Source organism: Staphylococcus croceilyticus (genome assembly GCF_002902575.1).
Classification (GTDB): Bacteria; Bacillota; Bacilli; order Staphylococcales; family Staphylococcaceae; genus Staphylococcus; species Staphylococcus croceilyticus.
This window is the reverse complement of the sequence record NZ_PPRD01000103.1, coordinates 19,860-37,446: the sequence shown is the minus strand read 5'-3', so window position 1 is coordinate 37,446 and position 17,587 is coordinate 19,860. Positions and strand designations below refer to the sequence as shown.

Genomic DNA, 17,587 nt, shown 5'->3' with positions numbered 1-17,587 from the left:
TTACCTAGTCTTTACTAGGTAAGTTTTTTATATAAACAATGTAGAAATGTAAAAGATTAAAAAATGTTATCATAGATATGTATGTTTGATAGAAAGGAAAGATAACATTGGGAAATGTATTACATTCTCTTATAACGTTTGATACGACTAAGATTGACCCGATGAAAGGCCTACGCCAAGGCTTACTCATGATTATTCCAGCCTTAGTAGGTTATATGTTAGGAAATTTTAGTTTCGGACTATTGGTATCAACGGGGACGTTAGCGCATATTTATGTTTTCAAAGGGTCACCACAATCCATGCTAAGAACCGTGATTCTATGTTCAATCTCATTTGCTATCTGTATGATGCTCGGAACCTTAACGGTAACCCAACCTGTGCTATACGGTTTTACGTTACTACTTGTAACCGTTATACCGTTTTACATTTTTAGTGCGTTAAAGATTGCCGGCCCATCTTCTACCTTCTTCTTAGTAACGTTTTGTTTACCTAGTAACTTACCTGTCGCACCTGACCAAGCACTATTTCGTGGTTTTGCTATTTTAATTGGTGGTGCTCTTGCAACATTCGTTGTATTATTGATTATCCTTTTCCAAAAGCAGAAAGTTGAAGATCGAGCGATTACCGCCGACTTTAAAATGATTCATGAACTTATGCATCATTTTAATGATCCTGAAAAGTTTAAAGAAGTGTCGCAATCTGCAGTAACAGCATTTAAAAACTCAGACGAATTATTAATTACTGCCACAGCAGGCGCTAAATCAAAGTTAAACTCACGTTTCCAACGCTTATTATTACTCCATACATCAGCGCAAGGGATTTATTCTGAATTGCTTGAGTTACATGAACAAGATATCCGTCCATTACCTCAAGACTTAATTGATATGATGGATGTGACGATACGTAATGCATACCGTCGTAGTACTAAACGAGAGAACTGGACGAAAGAAGTAAATGTGAGTGAGCAGTATAACAATCTCTTGCAACATATCTTGAAAATTGATGAGATTGCAAACTTAGATGCAAATCAAATCGAACATCAAGCAAGCGTTAGAAAGCCTTTATACAGTCAACGTATTCTGCATAATCTAACACTAGATTCTATCGTTTTCAGAAATACACTCATCTATGCAGTGATTTTAGGAGTAGCTATATTTGTCTCATTAGCCTTTAATATCCAGAAATCGTATTGGATTCCATTAACAGCGCATACAGTAATGTTAGGCATGACAACACGTCGTATGTTAGACCGCTCAGTAGCACGTGGCTTAGGTACCATCTTAGGAACCTTATTACTCTCAGGTATCCTATTCTTTAATCCACATTTAGTTGTAGCAGTAATTATTATGGGCTTAGCCGCAATGGTTACAGAGGCATTTGTAGGTTCTAATTATGCCTTCGCGGTGATATTCATTACGACACAAGTTATCTTGTTAAACGGGCTAGCATCACACAACCTATCTATTTCCATTGCCTATACACGAATATTTGATGTGCTCATCGGTATTGTAATTGCCGTCGTAGGTGTTCTACTCATTAACCGTCAAACAGCTTCCGCGATGTTACCACGTACGATTGCTGAAGTTGTACGTAAAGAAGCGGTTATTTTTCAATATTTATTCTCTGAAAATGGATACCAAGATAGCGAACGTGAGAAAAAAGAAAGTTTCGACTTATCCGTTAATATGAGCAATATGACTCAAATTTATAATTCAGCAAATGGGGAACTCTTCTCAAACAAAAACGTTTTACGCTACTATTACCCAAGTATCTTCGCATTAGAAGAAATTAACTTTATGTTAATGCGTGCAATGCAAAACAAGGAACGTCAACATATTTCAGATGCACAAATGGGAGAATACTTAGTAATATTTGAAAATGTCGCGAAACATTTCGAACTTCAAAGCAGCTTGGAAGTTAAAGAATTATCAGATTTACCACAGTATAATTATTTAAAATCAGCTTTAATGAAGTTACAAAGCAATTGTGTCGCCACACGTAAAGATGTTGACGACATGGAAGTAACATCTGCTACACAATCATAGACTTTGTTTGATGGCGTTTCATTTTCAAGCTACATGGTAAAAGCTAATTAAGACAAATAAGAGGAGCGTGATACCATGCCTTGGACAATGGACGATTATCCAAACACTTGGAAAAACTTTGATGAACTTGAACGTAAAAAAGCAATTGATATCGGCAATGCAATGTTAAAAGATGGCTATAAAGAAGGCGACGTTATACCAATCGCAACGAAACAAGCTGAAGATTGGTATAAAGATGCAAGTCAAGATGAGCTTGATGAACTAAAAAATAAACATATAACACAACATCAAAAAGATGACTCAGCTAATCCAGAATTAAATGAAGAAAATGTGCATGTATATTATGAAGATAACGAATGGAAAGTGAAAACAGAAGGCGCCAAACAAGCCACTGACACATTCGATAATAAAGAAGATGCGAAAAAACGTGCACAAGAAATCGCCGACAACCGCAACACTAAAGTCATCGAACACAAAAAAGATGAATAATATTTAACCCACCTATCCCAAACAAGCCAAACCCCTTGTTTGGGATTTTTTAGTGGTTCTAAGATAGATATTCACTTGCGTTAGTTTCTCGGTCTAATTACCTAGTTTAAATGGGATGGTTATCGGTTTTAGTTCATTTTGTAATTCGATATAATGGAAGGTAAGGAACAAGGGGGCAACCGCTATGTACGTAGAAAGAAAACCGTCATTATATATAGAAGAATTACGAAGTGAATTTAAAGATAGTTTAAATCATTTCAAAGATGGCGACGAAGCATTTGACCGATTAATTGGTTTTGTTGAACTAGACCATTTATACTCATCTGCTTTAAAAGAAATAAGTACAAAACTAGATATTTTAGACGATAATTTTAACCATGTGTATAAACATAATCCAATTCATCACATGGAACGTCGTGTTAAAGAAATGAATAGCTTAGTCAAAAAATTACAACGTAAAAACTTACCTGTTAGTGCAGAAAGTGCAAAAGAGAATATTCTAGATATTGCTGGTATTCGTGTCGTATGTAATTACTTAGAAGATATTTATGTTATTGAAAAGATGTTATTAAAACAAGAAGACGTTAAACTAATAAAACGTAAAGATTATATTAAACAACCGAAAGAAAATGGCTATCGCAGTTTACATCTTGTCGTTTCAATCCCTGTATTTTTAGCTGATCGTGTTGAAGTCACACCAGTTGAAATACAAATTCGTACGATTGGTATGGATATGTGGGCAAGTTTAGAACATAAAATTCGCTATAAAAATAATACAAATACAGAAGATTATAAAGATAGACTAAAAGAATGTGCGCTTGAACTTACAGATATTGAAGCGAAAATGCAGGCTATTCATTCAGAAATATCGGATAGAGAAATGGAGTAAGGGGTTCAAATTGAACCCCTTTTAATTATGTCCTAGAATAGATAAATTTGTGATAGAATAATTAATTGGTACTATTTTAAATTTTGAGGTTGATTATGAATAAACGAAATTTTAAGACACAAATTTATCAATTAAAAAATTATGAAAATGAACAGAGCGAAGTGGCATATGCAGGGAATATGGATACAGATAAAACAATTGTATTTCTACATGGTGCATTAATGACATATCGCATTATGACACTATTTGAGCCCTATTTTAGAGATTATAAAATGGTATTTATCAATTGTCCTAGTCGTGGTAAAAGTTCAAAAATTGAACGAGAACATCATAATTTAGACGATTATGTTGAACGTATTGAAGATGTGCTAGAACAAATTGTAGAGGAACATAACATTGAAAAAATGATGGTTATTGGTTACTCGATGGGCGGTATGATTGGTACACGTTTATTAAAATTTAATAAACTTCCCATTTCACATTTAGTCTATTTAAGTAGTGCAGCGAAGATTTCACCTAATACGAGTATGGTGTCACGTTTATTTACTAAGAATAAGAAACGAGAACATTTGAAAGATGAGCTTGTAGCTATTAAAAACTTGCCACAATACATTTTGAAGAAAACAGTTTATGCACGAAAAGAAAATGGTGTAAGTATCTTATCATTTGTCGCACCATTCAAGACAATTATCACCGATCTTATTTATACGGTGAGCGCAGATTACATGCCTGATATTGAATCAATTAAACAGTTTCCTAAATTATTGTTTATCGCAGGGGAAGATGATGATGTGATACCTTACACTGATTCCCAAGCAACGATGGAAGAATTTAAGAAATTTGGTGGCGAAACAGTGGGTATTCTTTATCCGGGGATTGGACATATTGATTTCCCTTCCGTTCTAGAGAAGCTACCCAATGGTACAGAAGGGATTATCGACCATATTAAAGACTGGATTGAATCTTAGTAAGACAGAAGGCAGACTGCTTGTTATAATTTTTTTGAAAATGTCTTGCTCATGACGTAGCGTCATTAGCTATGTTAGAGCTAGGAGGTGAAGGCTATGTCACATTATTCAATTGGAGAACTTGCCAAACAAAGTGGCATCACAATCAGAACGTTACAATATTACGATCGCAAAGGATTATTAACAGCTAAACGTCATCAAGACTCTAACCGACGTTATTATACAGAAACACACCTACATCAACTCCAACTGATATTAATCTTGAAAAAGTTTGGCTGTACGTTAGACGAGATTAAAACATTGCTTTATGAAGATAACGACTTACAAACGTTGAAAATGATCCTTCAACTTCATAAAGAAAATATTCAACAAGATATGCATCAACAATCTGAGACGCTTAAGCACATCAATTCGGTACAACAATATATTTCAGAACAATCAAGTTCTTCAATCAATCACTTAACTGACATAGACAATGTTATGAAAAAATCAGAAAAACTTAACGCAGTAAAAGGTAAAATTTGGCTTAGCGCAGGGATAATAGGTATCGTACAATATTCAGGATTGGTTATCAGCTTATTAAGAAGCTCAGCGAAACCATTTGTCGCAGTTTTACCAATTCTAGTAACTTATGCAGTAGGACTAACAGCGTTCTATTTCAAAAATATTTCTTTCCTTTGTCCAAATTGCCAACATATCTTTAAACCATCATTGAAATCATTCATCTTAGCCAAACACACAGCTAAAACACGCAAACTTCAATGCCAAAAATGTCATGAAACACATTATTGCATAGAAGTAGCAAACGATGATAAATAAGGTGCACACTGCATCCTAGATTTTAATAAGCTAGGGTGTTTTATTTTCACAAAAAGAAAGCGCTTGCAAAAACACTTTCAGTATATTAACATACTTGTATACAAGTTGAAGAAAAGTAGTAATGAGAGGTGAGTGCTGTGAATCAAGGATATCCGGAACAATGGCTTGGAGGGATGACAAAAGGAGAAGGCGTGGCTGCTGAAATTCGCTTACAAATTGTAAATGGCGAGATTGAAAGTGACACGTTACTAACTGAGAATCAAATCGCAAAACAGTTTGATGTTAGTCGTTCTCCCGTACGCGATGCATTCAAATTATTACAGACTGATCAATTAATACATCTTGAACGCATGGGTGCGAAAGTACTCTCATTCGGCGAACAAGAAAAGAAAGAACTATATGATTTGAGACTTATGCTTGAGTCGTTCGCATTCTCAAAGATGAGACATATTGATCGTACGCCTGTAGTCAAAGAAATGCGCAAGCACCTTGAAATGATGAAAGTATCTGTACAATTTGAAGATGCTGAAGCCTTTACGCAACATGACTTGCAATTTCATGAAGCAACGATTAAAGCTTCAAATCATCAATATTTACTCACATTCTGGAACCATTTGAAACCGGTGATTGAATCTTTAGTCTTGCTCTCAATGAGAGAGCGTATGGCACATAACAAAGAAGACTTTGACCGTATTCACAGCAATCACGAAGTATTTATTGAAGCAATAGAGCATTACGATTCAGATAAATTAAGAGAGGCGTTTCACTTAAATTTCGATGACGTTGGGAAAGATATCGAAAGTTTCTGGTTACGCTAAATAGAAGGAAAGAAGGAATACTATGAAATACATGATTGGCGTTGATATTGGTACCACAAGTACGAAATCAGTGTTATATGACGAGAATGGACAATTTATTATGAAACATAATATTGGCTATCCATTACATACGCCAAACGTAGATGTTTCAGAAGAGAACCCAGATGAGCTATTTGATGCTGTGTTAATGACAGTGAAATATGTGGTGCGTGAAGCGGGTGTTAAGAAGGAAGACATCAAACTCATTTCTTTCAGTGCACAAATGCATAGCTTAGTCGCTCTAGATGCGCAACATTCAAGATTAACAGAAAGCATCACTTGGGCAGATAATCGCGCAAGTAAATATGCTGAACGCATCACTCAAGAACATAACGGTCATGACATTTATCAACGCACAGGGACGCCGATTCATCCTATGTCACCTTTATCTAAAATCTTCTGGATGAAACATGAACAACCTGAGATTTATAACCAAACGGCAATGTTCGCTGACATTAAGACATATATCTTTTATCAACTCTTTGGACAATATGTCATCGATTATTCAATGGCTTCAGCGACAGGCATGTTTAATTTGGAAAAGTTAGATTGGGATGAAGAAGCTCTCAAACTATTAGGAATTTCACGAGATCAATTACCTAAACTTGTACCAACTACGCATATCTTAACAGGTATGAAAAAACGTTATGCCACACTAATGGGCATTGATGAAAATACCCCAATCGTCGTAGGCGCAAGTGATGGCGTACTTTCAAATCTTGGCGTTAACAGTTTTAAAAAAGGAGAAGTTGCCGTCACAATCGGAACTTCAGGCGCCATTCGCACAGTCATCAATAAACCACGTACTGACTATAAAGGTCGTATCTTCTGTTACGTGTTAGACGAAGACCATTACGTTATTGGCGGACCAGTTAATAACGGTGGCGTTATCTTGAGATGGTTACGAGATGAACTCTTAGCAAGTGAAGTTGAAACAGCCAAACGCTTAGGTGTAGATCCATACGATGTACTTACAAAAATCGCGAGTCGCGTTAAACCTGGCGCAGAAGGTTTAATCTTCCATCCATATCTTGCTGGCGAACGTGCGCCACTTTGGAATGCAGATGCACGTGGCTCATTCTTTGGCTTAACCCTATCACATCAGAAAGAACACATGATTCGTGCAGCCTTAGAAGGTGTACTTTACAACCTTTACACGGTATATCTTGCATTAGTTGAAGTTATGAATGAAACACCTAGCACGATTAAAGCAACAGGTGGTTTCGCGAAGAGTGAAGTATGGCGTCAAATGATGGCAGACATCTTTGATACTGATCTCATCGTACCAGAAAGCTATGAAAGTTCTTGCCTTGGCGCATGTGTTTTAGGTCTCAAAGCGTTAGGCGAAATCGAGGACTATTCTATTATTGAAAAGATGGTAGGAACAACGAACGCACATAAGCCAAACCAAGAAACCGTTAAAGTATATCAACAATTAGTATCAATCTTTATTAATCTTAGCCGTTCATTAGAAGAACGCTACGCAGAAATTGCAGATTTCCAACGTAAGCATATGAATTAAAACATTACAACATAACATACACACACAGGGAGGACTTACAATGTTTGGAGAGATTTGGCCACTTATTAGCGTGGTAATTGGGATATTACTACTCTTATCATTAATTATTTTCTTGAAATTAAATACATTCATTTCATTAATCATTACATCAGTTGTTACAGCAATTCTATTAGGCATGCCATTAAACAAAGTCATGAGTACGATTGAAACCGGTATGGGCAGTACGCTCGGACATATCGCACTTATCTTTGGACTTGGTGCCATTCTAGGTAAATTACTAGCGGATGGCGGAGGCGCAAACCGAATTGCAGACACATTAATCGCTAAATTCGGACAGAAAAATGTTCAGTGGGCAATGTTAGTCGCAGCCTTTATCGTTGGTATCGCACTATTCTTCGAAGTTGGATTAGTATTATTAATACCATTAGTATTCACTATCGCAAAACGTGCGAAAGTATCACCACTGAAACTTGGCTTACCAATGGTGACAGCTTTATCAGTCACACACGGTTTCTTACCACCACATCCAGGACCGGTTGTTATCGCTAAAGAATTAAAAGCCAACGTAGGACAAGTATTATTATTTGGTATCATTATCGCTATTCCAGTCACTATCATCGCTGGACCAATCTTCAATAAAGTAGCACAAAAAATCATTCCTTCCGCTTATACACGCGAAGGCGACATTTCAGCTTTAGGCTCACAAAAAGAATTTAAAGACTCTGAAATGCCTGGATTCGGTTTAAGTATCTTTACAGCAATCTTACCCGTTCTTTTAATGTTACTTTCAACAATCGTTCAATTAATTACGGGCCACCAAGAAGCTAAAACTTTATTTGAACAAATCATTTACTTCATTGGTACAGCTGGTACGGCAATGTTAATTTCAGTCATCTTTGCCATCTTCTCAATGGGCTTACATCGCGGTAGAAAAATGGATGATATCATGAAATCAGTCACAGATGCCATTTACCCAATCGGCATGATGATCCTCATCATCGGTGGTGGCGGTACATTCAAACAAGTACTTATCGACGGTGGCGTAGGTGATACAATTGCGAAAATGTTCGAAGGTTCAACAATGTCACCAATCTTACTTGCATGGATTGTCGCAGCCGTATTACGTATCGCATTAGGCTCAGCAACCGTAGCAGCCATCTCAACAACAGGTATCGTCTTACCATTATTACAACACTCAGACGTCAACGTCGCACTTGTTGTACTCGCAATTGGCGCAGGAAGCGTTATCCTATCACACGTAAACGACGCCGGCTTCTGGATGTTCAGAGAATACTTCGGCCTAACAATCAAAGAAACATTCCTAACTTGGTCACTACTCGAAACCATCATCTCAGTATCAGGAATAATCTTCATTCTATTCATTAGCTTATTTGTATAAAAATTATCCATAAAAACACTCACCACAAAAGGTGAGTGTTTTTAATAGTTCAACCTTTAAATTTCTCTACAAACAACATAAATATTAGTTTGAAAAACGTTTAGTAATTAAATAGTAAACTTTACCATAAATGGCACTACTGGAGTAGTACTTGTACCACCCATGGTTAAATTAAACAAGCTATTGCTAGGAAAGAATTCCAAAGAATGATAAACTAACAAATGATATAAAAGACAGAATGTGCAAAGGAGTTACTTGAGTTTGAAACAGATTAAAAAAGCTATCATACCGGCCGCTGGTTTAGGAACAAGATTTTTACCAGCAACAAAAGCGATGCCTAAGGAAATGCTTCCTATCTTAGACAAACCAACCATTCAATATATAGTGGAAGAAGCCTCTCGCGCAGGAATTGAAGATATTATTATAGTAACCGGTAAACATAAACGTGCGATTGAAGACCACTTCGATAATCAAAAAGAATTAGAAATGGTACTTGAAGAAAAAGGGAAAACAGACCTACTTGAAAAAGTTCACTATTCAACAGATTTAGCTAACATCTTTTATGTACGTCAAAAAGAACAAAAAGGGTTAGGCCACGCTATCTATACTGCACGTCAATTTATCGGTGATGAGCCATTTGCGGTACTTCTAGGTGATGATATCGTAGAATCAGATGAACCCGCTATCAAACAATTAATGAACGTATATGAAGAAACAGGCCACTCAGTGATTGGCGTTCAAGAAGTACCAGAGAATGTGACGCATCGCTATGGTATTATTGATCCTTTAGAAAAAGAAGGCCGTCGCTACCAAGTTAAACAATTTGTTGAGAAACCAGCTCAAGGCACAGCACCATCAAACCTAGCAATCATGGGACGTTACATTTTAACACCAGAAATCTTTGAATACCTCAAAACACAAAAAGAAGGCGCCGGCAATGAAATTCAATTAACCGACGCCATTGAGCGTATGAACACCGATATCCAAGTCTACGCCTATGACTTCGATGGAGATCGTTACGATGTTGGAGAAAAACTCGGCTTCGTCAAAACAACCATCGAATACGCACTAAAAGACCCAAAAATGAAAGACGAACTCATCCACTTCATTAAAGAACTAGGTCTATAAATAATAATTTAATACATCAAGAAAGCCTAAGACTCTTAAAATAACATTAAAGATCTTAGGCTTTCTTTTGCTAAATAATGGCATAAAAATAGCTTATCTTATAATGGCCTAAGATGAGCACTTAATAAAATAAGCTATTTGTAGAAAACATAAGTTTTGAGTTGAGCCTCAAAATATGTTGCTTAGTTTTTCCACCTAGTGCCCTTTCCAAAAACGATAGGTGTATTTTTATACTTTTATTTTACTATGAAAATATTATTGATGCAAATTCAAATAAAATAAAAGGCCCATCTCATTTTCCGCTAAGATGAGCCTTCAGGGAGTTAATACCTATGCATCAATCCCACTAAAATATAAATCCTTCACTTCATATTAGATCGAAATCTAATATACATAAATTATAATATATAAAAATTAATTAAAATACCCCACTTAATAGCAAATCCTTGACCAAAAATATCACTTTTTAAACTATTTCAATAATTAACGTATTATTGATGAAAAAAATGAATTTGATAAAATTAAAGTATTAACTAGTAAAGGGTGCTTATAATGAAAAAAATTATAAATGTTGTGGGTGCAATTATTTTTAATGAAGATAAAGTATTATGTGCTCAACGTAGTGGAAATATGAGTCTTCCATTAATGTGGGAATTCCCTGGAGGTAAAATTGAAAAAGGGGAAACAGAAAAAGAAGCCTTAATTAGAGAAATCAAAGAAGAAATGAAATGTAATTTAAGTGTGGAAGATAAAGTAACTACTACCGAACACGAATATGAATTTGGAATTGTTAGATTAACGACCTATAAATGTAAACTAAATAATGAACTTCCTACTTTGACTGAACATAAAGCAATTAAATGGTTGCCAATAAATGAATTAAAAACATTGGAATGGGCTCCAGCTGACATACCAGCAGTAGATATAATTGTAGGAGAAGTAAAATAATGGAAGAAAAGGTACTTTCAAATCTTCAACAATCTTTAAATAAAGGATTTATTGATAAAAATATTACCCATGAAGGAAACATGAATCCTAAATTACTTAATAATAGTAATAATCAAAATATACTTTCATCAATAATCAATGAATTAGAAAAATGTATTAGTTTTTATATTTCTGTAGCTTTTATTACAGAAAGTGGTTTAGCTAGTATAAAAGCTGTATTGAGTGATTTAAACGAGCGAGGAGTAAAAGGAAGAATTATTACTTCTAATTATTTAGGGTTTAACACGCCTAAGATGTATAAAGAATTATTGAAACTCGAAAATGTAGAGGTACGTTTAACTGATATATCAGGATTTCACGCTAAGGGATATATTTTTGAGCATGAAAACTACTCTTCAATGATTATCGGAAGTTCAAATCTAACTTCAACAGCATTAAAAATCAATTATGAACATAATGTTATGTTATCTACCCATAAAAATGGGGATTTGATTTATAATGTAAAAAATCAATTTGAGGATCTTTGGGGAAATAGTGCCCCATTGAATATTAATTGGATAAAGGAATATGAAGAGAGTTTTGAATCAAAAATATATAGAGACTTTTTAGAATTAAATAAAGAACATAATAAAAAACTTGAAAAGTTTGCTAATTCAAATGAAATAAAACCGAACTTAATGCAAGAAGAAGCACTTATGGGTTTAAAAAAACTTAGAGAAGCTGATGAACATAAAGGGTTAGTTATTTCAGCTACAGGTACAGGGAAAACGATATTATGTGCTTTGGATGTCAGAAATTATGCTCCCAAAAAGTTTTTATTTATAGTTCACAATGAAGGTATTCTGAAAAAAGCAAAGGAAGAATTTAAAAAAGTTTTACCTCATGAAAATGAAGATGAGTTCGGACTTTATACAGGGAATGAAAAAAATTCCAATGCAAAATACGTTTTTGCAACTATTCAAACATTATCGAAAGAAGATAATTACAATTCATTCCGTAAAGACGAATTTGATTACATAGTATTTGATGAAGCGCATAGAACAGCTGCAAGAACTTATCAAACCATCTTTAATTATTTTACACCTGATTTTATGTTAGGAATGACAGCTACACCAGAAAGAACAGATGAAGGCAATATTTTTGAACTATTTGATAATAATGTAGCATATGAAATTAGGTTACCTAAAGCTTTAGAAAGTGATATATTATGTCCTTTCCATTATTTTGGAGTAACAGATTATGTACATAATGGTGTTGAAAAAAATGAGTTATCAGATTTAAGAGAATTAGTTGCAGAGGAAAGAATAGATCATATTATCAATAAAACAAATTATTATGGTTATTCAGGCGAGGAGTTAAAAGGCTTAATTTTTGTGAGTAGAAAAGAAGAAGCCATAGAAATAGCTCAAAAATTAACTTTAAGAGGTCTTCCAAGTAAATCGTTAATAGGCACAGATAGTCAAAATAAAAGATTAAAAATCATTGGAGAATTAGTGGAAGGTTCAATTAACTATATAGTAGTTGTTGATTTATTTAATGAAGGTATTGATATTCCAGAAGTTAATCAAATTGTTATGTTAAGAAGCACTCAATCTAGCATAATATTTATCCAACAATTGGGTAGAGGACTTAGAAAAAGCTCTAATAAAGAATTTGTGACGATTATTGATTTTATAGGAAACTACAAAAATAACTATCTCATTCCAATTGCTCTTTCAGACAATCAATCGCAAAACAAAGATGATTATCGTAGGTTTATGACTAATCCTAATCAATTAGTAGGAGTATCGACTATAAATTTTGAAGAAATTGCTAAAAAGAAAATCTATGAAGCGATCGATAAAGCAACACTAAATAGTATGCAGATCATTAAAGAAGCATTTAAAAAGGTAAAAGAAAGAATTGGCAAAACACCAATGCTTATAGATTTCATTGAACAAAATTCTATAGATCCAAAAGTTATACTCTCAAAAAATGAGTTTGGAAATTATTTTTTGTTTTTAAGAAAATATGATTATACTGAACAACAATTTAGTGAAGATGTAATTAAAAATTTAACATTCTTATCGCGTGAAATTTTGCCAGGATTAAAAAGCTCAGATTATTTAGTGTTAGAAAAAATAATTGAGAGAGATACAACATTTGATCAATTATGTGCTCAATTAGAATTTATTAATAAAAAAGATATCAATACTTCTTTGAAAATATTGTCATTAAGTTACTTTGGTAAAAATGAACAAACAAGATATGGAAATCCAATAGTAGAGTATAATAATATTATTTCATTAAGTGAGACATTTAAATGTTATCTTGAAAATAAAGATTATAAAGCTTATGTTGATGATATTATTGCAGTCGCAAGATATTATAATAATAAGTTCCAAGAAGGTGGAAATGATTTAATTTTATATAATCAATATTCAAGATTAGATTTTCTTAAGTTAGTAAACTGGCGAAATGATGAAAAAAATATGAGCAATAATATTTATGGATATAGAGTATTAGATAATTTTATTCCTGTATTTATAACTTATAAAAAGTCTGAAGATATTGATGATAATATTAAATATGAAGATCATTTCTTAAGTCAAGATGAATTAGCTTGGGTTTCAAGATCTAATGCTTCTTTAAAAAGTAGTGAAATTAAAGATATAATACACCATAAAGAAATGAATAAAAATATTTATATCTTTGTGAAGAAAAGCGACGCTGAAGGAACATTACATTATTATCTAGGAGAAGCTGAGTATATTGAAGGCACTGCTAAAGAAGAAAGTAGAGATATTGGCGATAGAGTAGTTACTATGAATTTGGCTATGAAATCTCCAATAAGAGATGATATTTATAGATATATTGTAGAAGAATAGTTATTTTGAATAGAAAGATTAGCACTTTGAATTATTTAAAAGATATCAAAGTGCTTTTTTATTTTTAAAATGGATAAGTGGAGCGTTGTTAGGCGACTCCTAGGGAAGCAGTGACGTCAGAAGACCTTAGAATGACCCATAGGTTAACCTATGAGGTCATTCTGGCTGAGACGGCATCCCTGGAAAGCGCCTAAACAAAAGTGAAACGATAAATCCATTTAAAAATTGATATATAAATTTATATCTTTAACTACTTACAATATACATAAAAATGTTTAGTAGGTTTTATTTTCAAAAAAATGAACTATTTGTGAAAATTATCACAAAATGCTTTAAAAATTTTTAAAAGGGTGTATTATTAAGAATGTAAGGAATGAGTAATAATTAATGGGAGTGATACTAATGAGAAAAGTAATTGAAGAAGTTATCTTTTCTGATGAAGGTAGTTATGAAATTTATTTGAAAACTGGCGTTAACCAAGGAATGATCGGTGATATTAAAGATGGCTACTTAACGATCGACTCTATTCCATACATTGATGCCGAACGCCTTTATTACTACGGACTCGAACGTAAATCATTAGTCACAAACTAACACCAAAATTGAATGACCTCCTATACATTCATACAGACTATGCCCTCGGGTGAGCAAACGAGGGCATAACCATAAATATACCCCTAATCATTCTGGAATAATGTGTTGAAAGCCCGTGTCTTACCAAGTGAGACACGGGCTTCTAGTTTATAATGATTTAAAATTGTTCTTTGAAATTCTTCTTAACTTCGTTATAATCGTACACTTGATTGTATAACTTGACTTTAATTCCATCTTCACTTGCAAATGGCATTCTCACATTTGGAATACGATCAAGTCGTAAATTAAATTCTCTTTCTTGACGTGTACGTTGCTTCACTGACATGCCTAACCATTCTTCTTCAGTATATAATTCTTCGAAACGGAATGAAAAACTTGTTCTACTTTTGTCAGCACGTAACGCTTGAATACGTTCTTCAAAATTCATGGAATGTCCTCCTAACTATATGCCCAATACTTTGCCATACATTAACTTTATTACGTTTTTATGTTTTTTACAATTACTCGAGTAATTTTCTCTGAGAATTTTCAAAAAGAATAGTATAAGTGAGTTTAGGATTTAAAAATTTAGGAAAGGTAATCAATGAAACTAGAAAAAAGGGTGACGTAAACATGACAGAATTAAAAGAACGTGTCGCAATTGTGACTGGCGCAAGCAGTGGCATTGGCGCTACTATCGCTAAAACACTTGCGAAAGAAGGCGTAAAAGTTGTACTAGCTGGGCGTAGCGATGAGAAACTAAAAGAAGTAGCTAAAGATATGAACGAAGGCGACTTCCTAATCACGCCAACGAATGTGAAATTCAAAGATGACGTAGACGCTTTAGTGGAAAATGCGATTGCAAAATTCGGCAAAGTTGATTTCTACGTGAACTGTGCCGGTATCAATACGTCAGCGCGTATTATGAAATATGATTTAGACGAATGGGAAGCGATGATTGATACAAACATCAAAGGGTTATTATATGGCGTACATGCCGTCTTACCTAAATTTGAAGAACAAGGCTCAGGTCATTTAGTTAACTTAGCTTCTGTTTCAGCGACTGAAGTGTCTAAAGAGAGTACACTATATAGTGCAACTAAGTCAGCGGCATTAATGATATTCAACGGTTTAGAAAAAGAGCTTGCACGTACAGGTATCAAAACGACAAGCATCCATCCTGGCATGGTGGCGACGCCTATGACAGAGAATACGGACTTTGGTGGACGTAAGAAATTGTACCCTGAAAACATTGCTGACGCGGTGGTTTATGCTTTAACACAGCCTGACCATGTGAACGTGAACGAAATTACAGTGCGACCTGTTTAATATAATATGATATAAGGAGAAGACTGAGCCAAAATAAAATGTCTCAGGCTTTGTTAGCATTTTGGCAGTAGCTAACTGAATTGAAATGCACTTATATTAAGCTTTTTCAATTCTAGTTATCCTTGCCGGGGCGAGACGACGAAATTATTTTAATTTCTGTCTCGCTCCCTTTTTGTTTATGTGCGGAATGTGATGTGATGAAATGATACACTTAGGGTGAAGGGCAGTAATAGGGTATTCATTTTCAAAGAAGGAGTGGCTGAGATGGAACAACGTCTTTATGAGTTATTGGATTTATTGGTGCGATTTAATACGGAGAGTCCGCCGGGGCGTAATACGGATCCGTTGCAGGAGGAGATTGAGCAGTTGTTGCGTGATTTAGGTTTCGATATTCAGCGTGAGCGTCTGTATGATAATGATAGTGTGATTGTGGCGACGTTGAAGGGTGAGGATTCTGAGGCGCCGAAATTAATCTTGAATGGTCATGTGGATGTGGCATCTGTGGAGGATGACTCGAATTGGGAGTATCCGCCGTTTCAACTCACTGAGCACGAGGGCTGGTTATATGGTCGCGGTGTGAGTGATATGAAGGGCGGTATGGCATCGTTATTTTATGTTCTTGAAAAGTTACATCAAGAAGGTCGCCAGCCTAAAGGTGATATTATTGTGCAATCGGTCGTAGGTGAAGAGGTCGGCGAAGCGGGTACGAAATTGGCATGTGAAATAGGACCTAAAGCTGATTTAGCGTTGGTGTTAGATACAAGTGAGAATATGGCACTAGGGCAAGGTGGCGTAATCACTGGTTGGATTACAGTGAAAAGTAAGAATACGATTCATGACGGCGCACGTAGTCAAACGATTCATGCAGGTGGTGGATTATTTGGTGCGAGTGCGATTGAAAAGATGATGAAAATTATTCAAGCGTTGAATGAATTAGAACAACATTGGGCAGTCATGAAACACAGTCCTGGTATGCCACCGGGTGCGAATACGATTAACCCTGCTGTCATTGAAGGAGGACGTCATCCAGCGTTTATAGCGGACGAATGTCGTTTATGGATAACGGTACATTATTTACCTAATGAAAGTTATGAAGAGGTTGTCGCTGAAATTGAAGATTACTTGAACCGTGTATCAGAAGCGGATATTTGGCTTCGTGAGAACCCATTACAATTTGAATGGGGCGGTGAATCTATGATTGAAGACAAAGGTGAAATCTTCCCTAGTTTCACGATTCCTTTAGATCACCCTGGATTTAAACAATTACAAGAGGCGCATCGTCATGTTCATGGAAGTGACATGGAGCATGGTATGAGTACAACAGTAACAGATGGCGGTTGGACAGCCCATTTTGGGATACCAACGATATTGTATGGACCCGGTAGCTTAGAAGAAGCCCATAGCGTAGATGAAAAAATAGAAGCAGATGAGTTAAGTACCTATAGCGACGTACTCTACACATTCCTCAACCATTGGTATGACCATCCAGAAAAATAGAGTTGAAGAATTATATATAGTGTTTTTAAAAAGTTAGTATGCAAAATTAGGATATTCTAAAGCTAGCCAACATATGAGGTTGTGTGATGCTCGAGGAAACAGTAATTTAATGAACTTAAGTGCTTACACGCTTAAGTAAGTAGTTCTAAGATAGATAACGAAGTGTAGATGCGGAGACTCCTATGATAATTATTAATGAACATAAGTGCTTTGCACTTATGTAAGAAATTCTAGAGATGAGCTATGAGTGTTGTTGC

The 17,587-nt window shown here is 34.9% G+C and carries 15 protein-coding genes; 14 read left to right on the top strand and 1 reads right to left on the bottom strand.

The annotated features are described in order from the left end of the window. Positions 1 to 107: 107 nt before the first annotated feature. The 12 genes from CD128_RS10725 to CD128_RS10670 all read left to right on the top strand — a co-directional run bounded on the left by CD128_RS10725 (position 108) and on the right by CD128_RS10670 (position 14,525). Positions 108 to 2,045, top strand: coding sequence for an FUSC family protein (locus tag CD128_RS10725; RefSeq protein WP_103329889.1), 1,938 nt, complete (start codon positions 108 to 110; stop codon positions 2,043 to 2,045). A 75-nt stretch (positions 2,046 to 2,120) separates the two neighbouring features. Then, positions 2,121 to 2,534 (top strand): DUF2188 domain-containing protein, encoded by a 414-nt coding sequence (locus CD128_RS10720; RefSeq protein WP_103329888.1) that lies wholly within the window; start codon positions 2,121 to 2,123, stop codon positions 2,532 to 2,534. Positions 2,535 to 2,718: 184 nt separating this feature from the next. Then, on the top strand, positions 2,719 to 3,423 hold the full coding sequence (locus CD128_RS10715) for a GTP pyrophosphokinase (RefSeq protein ID WP_103329887.1): 705 nt from the start codon (positions 2,719 to 2,721) through the stop codon (positions 3,421 to 3,423). 95 nt (positions 3,424 to 3,518) lie between these two features. Further along, on the top strand, positions 3,519 to 4,391 hold the full coding sequence (locus CD128_RS10710; protein ID WP_103329886.1) for an alpha/beta fold hydrolase: 873 nt from the start codon (positions 3,519 to 3,521) through the stop codon (positions 4,389 to 4,391). Positions 4,392 to 4,487: 96 nt separating this feature from the next. Further along, a complete protein-coding gene (locus CD128_RS10705; protein ID WP_103329885.1) occupies positions 4,488 to 5,210 on the top strand; it encodes a MerR family transcriptional regulator in 723 nt (240 codons plus the stop codon). 137 nt (positions 5,211 to 5,347) lie between these two features. Further along, complete coding sequence (locus tag CD128_RS10700; RefSeq protein WP_103329884.1) at positions 5,348 to 6,028, top strand: GntR family transcriptional regulator; 681 nt, start codon at positions 5,348 to 5,350, stop codon at positions 6,026 to 6,028. Positions 6,029 to 6,050: 22 nt separating this feature from the next. Continuing rightward, on the top strand, positions 6,051 to 7,589 hold the full coding sequence (gene gntK, locus CD128_RS10695) for a gluconokinase (protein ID WP_103329883.1): 1,539 nt from the start codon (positions 6,051 to 6,053) through the stop codon (positions 7,587 to 7,589). A 40-nt stretch (positions 7,590 to 7,629) separates the two neighbouring features. Then, positions 7,630 to 8,988 carry a gluconate:H+ symporter gene (locus CD128_RS10690; protein ID WP_103329882.1) on the top strand — a complete coding sequence of 453 codons (1,359 nt, stop codon included), beginning with the start codon at positions 7,630 to 7,632 and terminating at the stop codon, positions 8,986 to 8,988. A 261-nt stretch (positions 8,989 to 9,249) separates the two neighbouring features. Then, entirely contained in the window at positions 9,250 to 10,116 is an 867-nt protein-coding gene (galU, locus tag CD128_RS10685; RefSeq protein WP_103329881.1) for a UTP--glucose-1-phosphate uridylyltransferase GalU, read from the top strand. Between the two features lie 552 nt (positions 10,117 to 10,668). Further along, positions 10,669 to 11,064, top strand: coding sequence for a (deoxy)nucleoside triphosphate pyrophosphohydrolase (locus CD128_RS10680; RefSeq protein WP_103329880.1), 396 nt, complete (start codon positions 10,669 to 10,671; stop codon positions 11,062 to 11,064). Beyond that, positions 11,064 to 13,931, top strand: a complete 2,868-nt coding sequence (locus tag CD128_RS10675; protein WP_103329879.1) for a DEAD/DEAH box helicase — start codon at positions 11,064 to 11,066, stop codon at positions 13,929 to 13,931. The genes CD128_RS10680 and CD128_RS10675 overlap by 1 nt, the downstream gene beginning before the upstream one ends. 402 nt (positions 13,932 to 14,333) lie before the next feature. After that, positions 14,334 to 14,525: a hypothetical protein gene (locus tag CD128_RS10670; RefSeq protein ID WP_103298412.1), complete on the top strand. Its 192-nt coding sequence runs from the start codon at positions 14,334 to 14,336 to the stop codon at positions 14,523 to 14,525. A 157-nt stretch (positions 14,526 to 14,682) separates the two neighbouring features. On the opposite strand, the gene CD128_RS10665 is transcribed toward CD128_RS10670, so the two are convergent. Next, positions 14,683 to 14,952, bottom strand: coding sequence for a DUF1413 domain-containing protein (locus CD128_RS10665; RefSeq protein WP_103329878.1), 270 nt, complete (start codon positions 14,950 to 14,952; stop codon positions 14,683 to 14,685). Between the two features lie 185 nt (positions 14,953 to 15,137). Here CD128_RS10665 and CD128_RS10660 point away from each other — a divergent pair, with 185 nt between their 5' ends. Next, positions 15,138 to 15,833: an SDR family oxidoreductase gene (locus CD128_RS10660; RefSeq protein WP_103329877.1), complete on the top strand. Its 696-nt coding sequence runs from the start codon at positions 15,138 to 15,140 to the stop codon at positions 15,831 to 15,833. A gap of 255 nt (positions 15,834 to 16,088) precedes the next feature. After that, positions 16,089 to 17,330: an acetylornithine deacetylase gene (locus CD128_RS10655; protein ID WP_167797484.1), complete on the top strand. Its 1,242-nt coding sequence runs from the start codon at positions 16,089 to 16,091 to the stop codon at positions 17,328 to 17,330. The last annotated feature ends 257 nt before the right edge of the window (positions 17,331 to 17,587 follow it).